The sequence below is a fragment of the Streptomyces sp. 351MFTsu5.1 genome, assembly GCF_000383655.1.
Taxonomy (GTDB): Bacteria; Actinomycetota; Actinomycetes; order Streptomycetales; family Streptomycetaceae; genus Streptomyces; species Streptomyces griseorubiginosus.
Window position 1 is genome coordinate 1 of the sequence record NZ_KB911813.1, and the last position, 7,419, is coordinate 7,419.

7 protein-coding genes are annotated in these 7,419 nt (G+C 70.1%); 2 read left to right on the forward strand and 5 right to left on the reverse strand.

Going from position 1 to position 7,419, the window contains the following annotated elements:
* The 3 genes from H295_RS44565 to H295_RS47045 form a co-directional block, all read right to left on the reverse strand.
* Nucleotides 1-956, reverse strand: a 956-nt coding sequence (locus H295_RS44565) for a S8 family peptidase (RefSeq protein WP_158691139.1), incomplete at its 3' end; no start/stop codon positions are given.
* 278 nt (nt 957-1,234) lie between these two features.
* Nucleotides 1,235-2,503 carry a L,D-transpeptidase gene (locus H295_RS0142355; protein WP_020141431.1) on the reverse strand — a complete coding sequence of 423 codons (1,269 nt, stop codon included), beginning with the start codon at nt 2,501-2,503 and terminating at the stop codon, nt 1,235-1,237.
* Between the two features lie 207 nt (nt 2,504-2,710).
* Nucleotides 2,711-3,055 (reverse strand): hypothetical protein, encoded by a 345-nt coding sequence (locus tag H295_RS47045; protein WP_043218949.1) that lies wholly within the window; start codon nt 3,053-3,055, stop codon nt 2,711-2,713.
* Between the two features lie 130 nt (nt 3,056-3,185).
* Here H295_RS47045 and H295_RS0142365 point away from each other — a divergent pair, with 130 nt between their 5' ends.
* On the forward strand, nt 3,186-3,467 hold the full coding sequence (locus H295_RS0142365; protein WP_020141433.1) for an LPXTG cell wall anchor domain-containing protein: 282 nt from the start codon (nt 3,186-3,188) through the stop codon (nt 3,465-3,467).
* 42 nt (nt 3,468-3,509) lie between these two features.
* Nucleotides 3,510-4,265, forward strand: a complete 756-nt coding sequence (locus H295_RS0142370; RefSeq protein ID WP_043218950.1) for a hypothetical protein — start codon at nt 3,510-3,512, stop codon at nt 4,263-4,265.
* A 39-nt stretch (nt 4,266-4,304) separates the two neighbouring features.
* Here the strand turns inward: H295_RS0142370 and hutH are convergent, their stop codons facing one another.
* Entirely contained in the window at nt 4,305-5,843 is a 1,539-nt protein-coding gene (hutH, locus tag H295_RS0142375) for a histidine ammonia-lyase (protein WP_020141435.1), read from the reverse strand.
* Between the two features lie 81 nt (nt 5,844-5,924).
* Nucleotides 5,925-7,073 carry a GGDEF domain-containing protein gene (locus H295_RS0142380; RefSeq protein WP_020141436.1) on the reverse strand — a complete coding sequence of 383 codons (1,149 nt, stop codon included), beginning with the start codon at nt 7,071-7,073 and terminating at the stop codon, nt 5,925-5,927.
* Nucleotides 7,074-7,419: the final 346 nt, after the last annotated feature.

The window sequence follows — 7,419 nt, forward strand, 5'->3', positions numbered from 1 at the left end:
ACGACATCGGCGCCCTGCGCGGCCGCCCACTCCATGCCCGCGAGGATGCCCGAGTCGTCACCGGAACCGGTGTCGTCGAGAACCTTCCCGTTGAGGATCTTCGCCCCGGGCGCCACACCCTTGTATTTGCCGCCCGACTTGGCGCCGGTACCCGCCGCGATGGACGCCACATGCGTCCCGTGACCGAACTTGTCACTCGCGTCGGCCGCGGCGGAGAAGTTCTTGGACTCGATCACCTGCGTCTTCAGGTCCGGATGGGTCGCATCGACACCGGTGTCCAGGACGGCGATCTTGACGCCCTTGCCGTCATAACCGGCCGCCCACGCCGTGGGAGCACCGATCTGCGGCACGGACTTGTCCAGGCTGGCCTTACGGACACCGTCGAGCCACACATGCGCGATACCGGAAGCGGTCTTGTCACCGTTGGTGACCGCGTCCCACAGCTCGGGCGCGTCCTGCTTCGGTGTCTGCACCGCGTCGGCGTTCAGGGAAGCCAGGGAGTGGCGGAGCGTGCCCGCGTCCCGGACGTCGGCCTTGGCCGCGCTCGCCGCACCCTGGTAGCCGACGATGACCTTCAGCCCCTTGGCCTGGGACTTGCGAGTGGCGGCCTTGTTGAGCTCGGTGACGTCGAAGAGCCGCTGGTCGAGCTTGCCGCTCGACACGAGGCGGACGACGTCGGACGGCAGCACATAGGTGTGGCCGTCGGCCTTGCGGAGCTGGACCGGTATGTGCGCGCGACCCTTCGCGGGCTCCAGGCCGACGACCCGGCCCTTGGCGTCGACGACGACACGGTCACCGGTGATCAGGGTGATGCGGTGGTGGGGCGTGAGCTGGGCCTTGCCGGACCGCGAGACGCTCGCGGTCTGTTGCGCGTCCGCCGAGGCGGGGCTGGTCATTCCCGCCGCGAGCGCTACCGCGGCCGCCGTGGCGATCGTGGCCGCGCATGCCTTTTTCACTTGTCTGCGCAAGATTCCCCCTTGCAGAAGGACCGGGTGAATTCCCCGTTCACCCGGGCGGGGGTGGTCTCGCACGCGTGTACGCGCACCCCCCGGTGTCCGCAGTATGCCGAGGGGTGATCACCACGTTCAACAGACAATTCGCCGACAGCAAAGTCTGTTACAAGACCGCCGGGTTCAGAGGGAGTTGAGGCTGGGCTCCGCCCGAAAAGCGGAAACGCGCCCGCCACCCGTGAGGGCGGCGAGCGCGTTTCCGGCGTGCTGCGGAGCGCTCGGCGTCAGACCGCCGATCCCGCCTTCCAGTCCGCCCAGCTCAGGTTCCAGCCGTTGAGGCCGTTGTCCGGGGCCACCGTCTTGTCGCCGGTGTTCTTCACGACCACCACGTCACCGACGATCGAGTTGGTGTAGAACCAGTACCCGGCGGTGCCGGTGTCGTTGGCGCCCTTGGTGTCGGACAGGCCCACGCAGCCGTGGCTGGTGTTGACGCTGCCGAAGATGGACTTGGCGCCCCAGTAGTTGCCGTGCACGAAGGTGCCGGAGTTGGTGAGCCGGATGGCGTGCGGCACGTCCTTGATGTCGTACTCGCCCTTGCCGTCGTCGTCGGTGAAGCCCACGGTCGCGCCGTTCATGCGCGTCTCCTTGAACTTCTCGGACATCACCATGACGCCTTCGTACGTCTTGTTCTCCGGCGAACCGGCCGAGATCGGGATGGTCTTGATCGTCGCGCCGTTGTGCGTGATCTTCATCTGCTTGGTCTTGGCGTCGACGTACGAGACCTGGTTACGGCCGATCTTGAAGGTGACCGTCTTCTGCTGGACGCCGTAGACCCCGTTGGCACCCTCCACCCCGTCGAGCGCGAGCTTCAGCGTGACGGTGGAGTTCTCCTTCCAGTAGTCATCGGGGCGGAAGTCGATGCGGTTGGCGTTGAACCAGTGGCCGACGACCTCCTGACCGCTGCTGGAGGAGACGGTGATGCCCTTCTGGACGGCCGCCTTGTTGGTGATCGCCTTGTCGAAGTTGATCGACACGGGCATGCCCACGCCGACCGTCGAGCCGTTCTCCGGCGTGAAATTGCCTATGAAGCTGTTGGCCGGGGAGACCGTCGTGAAGGACGCGTTCTCGTGGGCCACGAGGCCGTCGGAGTCCTTGGCCTCGGCGGCGACCTTGTAGCTGGTGGAGCGCTCCAGCTGGCCGTCGGGCTTCCAGCTGGTCTTGTCCGCGGACAACTGGCCGGCGACCTCGGTGCCGTCGGCGGTCGTCATCGTCACGTCGGTGAGCGTGCCCTTGCTCACGGTGACGGCAGCGGAGTTGTTGATGGAGGCGTTGTCGGTGCCGTCCTTGGGCGTGATCCTGATCTCGGCCTGGGAGCTCTTCTTGGCCGCCGCCTCGTCGGCCTTGGCCTGCGAGGTGTCGCCGCCGCCACCCTTCGAGGAGGAGTCGTCGCCACCGGAAGAACAGGCGGAAAGCACCAGTACCCCGCCGAGCAGTGCGGACGCGACCGTCAGGCCCCTGCGCCGCTTGCTGACCGTCATCACACGCTTCTCCATCGTTGCCGAATCCCCAGAAACCCCGAGGGTCCCCGTCAATGAAACCTAAACGCTACGACCGGTTCATCCCGTTCCACCTTCTCGGAAGGTGTGGGGCACACCACGTCCGCTGTGGCGGAGGGTGCGGCTGCCGGTCCGTGCGACACCTGAGACGACGAAACCCCGGGCGGCGGTTGCCACCCGGGGTCAGTCGTTCCCTGGGCGCGCTCAGCCGACAGCCTCTTCCTCGTCGTCCTCCTCGACATCATCCCCGTCGAGGTCCCAGTCCGGCGAATCCGGGTCGTAGTCGATCTGCTCGCTGCTCCACGAGGCCTGGGCCAGTTCGACCCCGGCCACCTCCCCCACCAGGTCGAACGGGTCCACGAGATAGGCGAGGGCCTCGGCAGTGTCTTCCGTCACAGCACCCTCGGCGTGCGCCCGCTCCTCGTCCGGCATGTCCGGATCCTCCGCGATCCGCTCCAGCGCGGCCCGGGTCACGGCGTCCTGGTCGTCGACCTCGACGACGAGTTCCACCCGAACCCGTACAAAGCGTGATGTCTCTTCAGTGCTCATGCCCGGAGAGTACGGCCCGTCGCTCCCGTGACTTTCCCGTGACCCGCGTCTTTCACTAACATCGCCCCACACGGCCAATTCGCCAGTGCCACAAGGGGATCGATATTCCGTGTCATCCGTTCGCCGTCCGTTGCTGACCGCCACCGCCGCGGGGACCCTCCTGGGTGCCCTCTGGTTCGTCCCGTCCGCCAACGCGACCCAGGACAAGCCGGTCAGAACCGAGCCGTCCGTGCAGGCCACGGCGCAGGCGAGGGTCACGACCACGGGCGCGGAGACGACCGGGGACGGCGCCGAACTCGCCGACACCGGCAGCATCGACACCACGCCGTACGTCGTCGGCGGCACCCTGTTCCTCACGCTGGGTGCGGGCTTCGTCGTCTACTCGGTACGCCGGGAACGCCTCGGGTTTTGAACGGGCTTGACGTGTTCTTGACGCAAGCTTCATAGTCCGCGCATGAAGAGATCTTCGACGGTGCGCGCAGGTGTCACGGCGACCGTGGGCATGCTGTCGTTCGCGCTGGTCACGGGCTGCGGCGGCGGCTCGGACAGCGACGCGAAGCCGTCCGGGAGCCCCGATCGGTCACAGACGTCCTCGCCGACCACAGCGGGCGCGAAGGCCCTCGGGGCGGCCGAGCTGGAGAAGCTGCTGCTCGTCCAGAGCGACCTGCCCAGGGACAAGATCACCGACGGCGACGACACCCTGCCGAGGTCCCGGAGCGAGCTGAAGACGGACAAGCCCGCGTGCGCCCCGCTCGCCTTCGCCCTGACCGGTCTGCCCCCGGGCGACTCGGACGCGGGCGCGAGCAACACCGTCACGTCGGAGGAGCGCGTCGGGGACTCCTTCGACGTCACCATGACCAGCGTGGGCCTCTCCTCGTACGAGGGCGACGGCGCACGGAAGGCCCTCAAGGCCGTCTCCGACGGCATTGCCCCCTGCTCCGGCGGGTTCGCCATCACGGCCAAGGGCGAGAAGATGAAGATCACCAAGGTCGCCGCGGGCAGGCCGACCGGCGTGGGCGACGAGTCGGTGGCCTTCGTCCTGGACGCCGACACGGACGGCGAGGGCACCGGCTCCTTCACCGTCGAGGTGGTACGCGTCGGCAGCCTCGTCTCCACGTACTACGCGGTCGACTTCGCCTCCATGAAGAGCGGCAGGACGTCCGCCGTCCCGCTCGCGGTGATCGACGCCCAGGTGCGCAAGCTCAAGTAGCACTGCGGGCCCCGCCGCACGGCGGGGCCCGTCCTCCCGTTACCGCAACGGCCCGGTGACGGCCTCGACCGCCTCGACCAGCCGCCCTTCCCGCACGAACACGTCGGCCGCCGCGAGGTCCGGCGCCAGGAACCGGTCGGGGCCGGGACCCTCGACCCCCGCCTTGCGTACGGCGGTGATGGCGGCCTGGGTCGCCGGCGCGGGACTCAGGCCCTCCCTCAACTCGACGGCGCGGGAGGCGGCGTAGAGCTCGACGGCGAGGACCCGGGTCAGGTTGTCGACGGCGGTGCGCAGCTTGCGCGCGGCCGACCACCCCATCGACACGTGGTCCTCCTGCATCGCGGACGAGGGGATCGAGTCCGCGGACGCCGGTACGGCCAGCCGCTTCAACTCGCTGACCAGCGCGGCCTGGGTGTACTGGGCGATCATCAGCCCGGAGTCGACCCCGGCGTCGTCCGCGAGGAACGGCGGCAGCCCGTGGGACCGGTTCTTGTCGAGCAGCCGGTCGGTCCGCCGCTCGGCGATGGACGCGAGGTCGGCGACGGCGATGGCGAGGAAGTCGAGCACGTAAGCCACCGGCGCGCCATGGAAGTTGCCGTTGGACTCCACGCGACCGTCTGGCAGCACAACGGGGTTGTCGACGGCCGACGCCAACTCCCGCTCCGCCACCAGCCGCGCGTGGGCCATGGTGTCCCGGCCGGCTCCGGCGACCTGCGGCGCGCAGCGCACGGAGTAGGCGTCCTGGACGCGGGGCGCGTCGTCCTGGTGATGGCCGGTGAGCTCCGAACCCTCCAGTACGGCCAGCATGTTGGCGGCGGAGGCCCCCTGCCCCGGGTGCGGCCGGATGGCGTGCAGCTCGGGTGCGAGCACCCTGTCGGTGCCGAGCAGCGCCTCGAGGCTCAACGCGGCGGTGATGTCGGCGGACTTGTAGAGCATGTCGAGATCGGCGAGGGCCATCACCAGCATCCCGAGCATGCCGTCGGTGCCGTTGAGAAGGGCGAGCCCCTCCTTCTCCCGCAGCTCGACGGGAGCGATCCCGTGCTCGGCGAGCAACTCCCCGGCAGGCCGTACGACACCGTCGGGCCCCTCGGCGTCGCCCTCCCCCATCAGGGTCAGGGCACAGTGCGACAGCGGCGCGAGATCACCGGAGCACCCGAGGGAGCCGTACTCGTGCACGACCGGCGTGATCCCGGCGTTGAGCACGTCGGCCATGGTCTGCGCGACCTCGGGCCGTACCCCGGTGCGTCCCGAGCAGACGGTCTTCAGCCGCAGGAACATCAGCGCCCGTACGACCTCCCGCTCCACCCGCGGCCCCATTCCGGCGGCGTGCGAGCGCACGATGTTGCGCTGCAGCTGGGCCCGGAGTTCCGGGCTGATGTGCCGGGTCGCGAGGGCACCGAAGCCGGTGCTGACGCCGTAGACGGGCTCGGGCTTGGCCGCGAGCGCGTCCACGATCCCGCGCGCGGCCGCCAGTGCCGAGACCGCCTCCCCGGAGAGCTCGACCCGGGCGCCGCCGCGCGCCACGGCAAGGACGTCGGACGCGGTGACCCCGGACGTCCCCACCACCACAGTGTGCATATCCATATTCAGGAGCGTACGCATTGAATTCGAGGATGTCACTACTGGGTCGGGGTTACGCCCCTTACCGTCCCCGGCGCCTCAGGTGGGCCGCCCCCGGAACCGCCGGCGCTCCGGCGAGGACTCGGAGGGCGCGCTGTCCGCCAGTCGTACGACCGGGTCCTCGGCCCCGCCCCGCCCGGCGACCACCGGCCTCGTGGCCCGCTCGGCCTTGGCCCGGTACTGCGCGGCATCGGCGAGCCGGAACAGCCGCCGGGCCGACCGCACGGGCCCGATGGGATCGGCGGTCGAGGCGACCCCGCACGCCACTCCCTCCCCCAGCTCCAGCTCCCCGGCCCTCCGGCACAGTTCGCCGGCGGCCCGCACCACGTCGTCGGCGTCGGGCCCGACCGCGAGCAGACAGAACTCGTCCCCGCCGAGCCGCGCGGCGAGCGCCCCCGGCAGCATGGCCCCGCACAGCGACAGCACCGAACCGAAACGTTCCAGCAGCCGGTCCCCGACGGCATGCCCCTGAGTGTCGTTCACCCTCTTGAGCCCGTTGAGATCACACACGACCAGACTGACGACGACACCGTCCCTCTTGTGCCGCTCGACCGCCTCGTCCAGCCGCATGTCCACGGCCCGGCGATTGGCGAGCCCGGTCAGCGCGTCCGTGAACGCGAGCCGCCTGGCCTCCTCCAGCCGCTCCGCCTGGGCGATACCGGCGGCGACGACGGCGGCCAGCACGGTGGCGAAGTCGGCGTCCTCCCGCCCGAACAGCGGGGCACCGACGGGCCGGGCCACGTACAACTCGCCCCACGCCCGCCCGTTCAGCACGATCGGCGCGACGACACAGCACCCCCGACCCCTCCTGCGCAGGGCGGCGACCCGCTGATGCACATACCCCGGCCGCCCTCCCGCCGCGGGCCCCTCCGCCGTCTCCACCCACGCGTTGGGCTCACCGCCCCCGGCCCACCGCTCGTGCAGGAACTCGGTGATCTCGGGGAACTGGTGCACCGGGTAGGCCTCCCCCTCGGGAAACTCCTCCTCGCCGGCCACCCGATCACCGACATTGACGAGGACCCTGAGCCGCCCGAGCTCCCGCTCCCACACCGACAGCGCGGCAAAACTCCCCCCGAGCGCACGGCACGCCCCACCGGCAGCCGCCCGCCACGCCTCCCGCGAGCCGTGGGCCGCCGCCATGCCCTGCGCCAACGCGACGACCGCGGCCAGCCGGATGTCCTCACCCATCAGTCCAGGTTAGGGAGGTTTTGGGTGGGGGCGGGGGTGAGGTTGGGCCGTTCGAGGACGGGGGTGCGGCGGGTGCGGGTCCGTCGTGGCTGGTCGCGCAGTTCCCCGCGCCCCTGAGGGGTTGCAGTCCACGTGCGCTACGACGGGACCGTTCGCCGCGTACGGCGTGAAGGGGACGGGGTGGGGGGTGTCCGCCCGCAGCGGCCGGCGTCCGGAACCGAGAACTGACCAAGAGACCGAGCCGCCGGACCGAGGACGGACACCCCCCACCCCGGCACCGACCCACAACGCACCCGCACGCGCTACACAAGCCCCCACCGAACCGCAACGGGCCGCCGCAGGCATC

What these genes read in the sequence shown, in the direction of transcription:
- H295_RS0142355 (WP_020141431.1), bottom strand. Translation starts at nt 2,503, where the DNA reads ATGGAGAAGCGTGTGATGACGGTCAGCAAGCGGCGCAGGGGCCTGACG.
- H295_RS47045 (WP_043218949.1), bottom strand. Translation starts at nt 3,055, where the DNA reads ATGAGCACTGAAGAGACATCACGCTTTGTACGGGTTCGGGTGGAACTC.
- hutH (WP_020141435.1), bottom strand. Translation starts at nt 5,843, where the DNA reads ATGCACACTGTGGTGGTGGGGACGTCCGGGGTCACCGCGTCCGACGTC.
- H295_RS0142370 (WP_043218950.1), top strand. Translation starts at nt 3,510, where the DNA reads ATGAAGAGATCTTCGACGGTGCGCGCAGGTGTCACGGCGACCGTGGGC.
- H295_RS0142380 (WP_020141436.1), bottom strand. Translation starts at nt 7,073, where the DNA reads ATGGGTGAGGACATCCGGCTGGCCGCGGTCGTCGCGTTGGCGCAGGGC.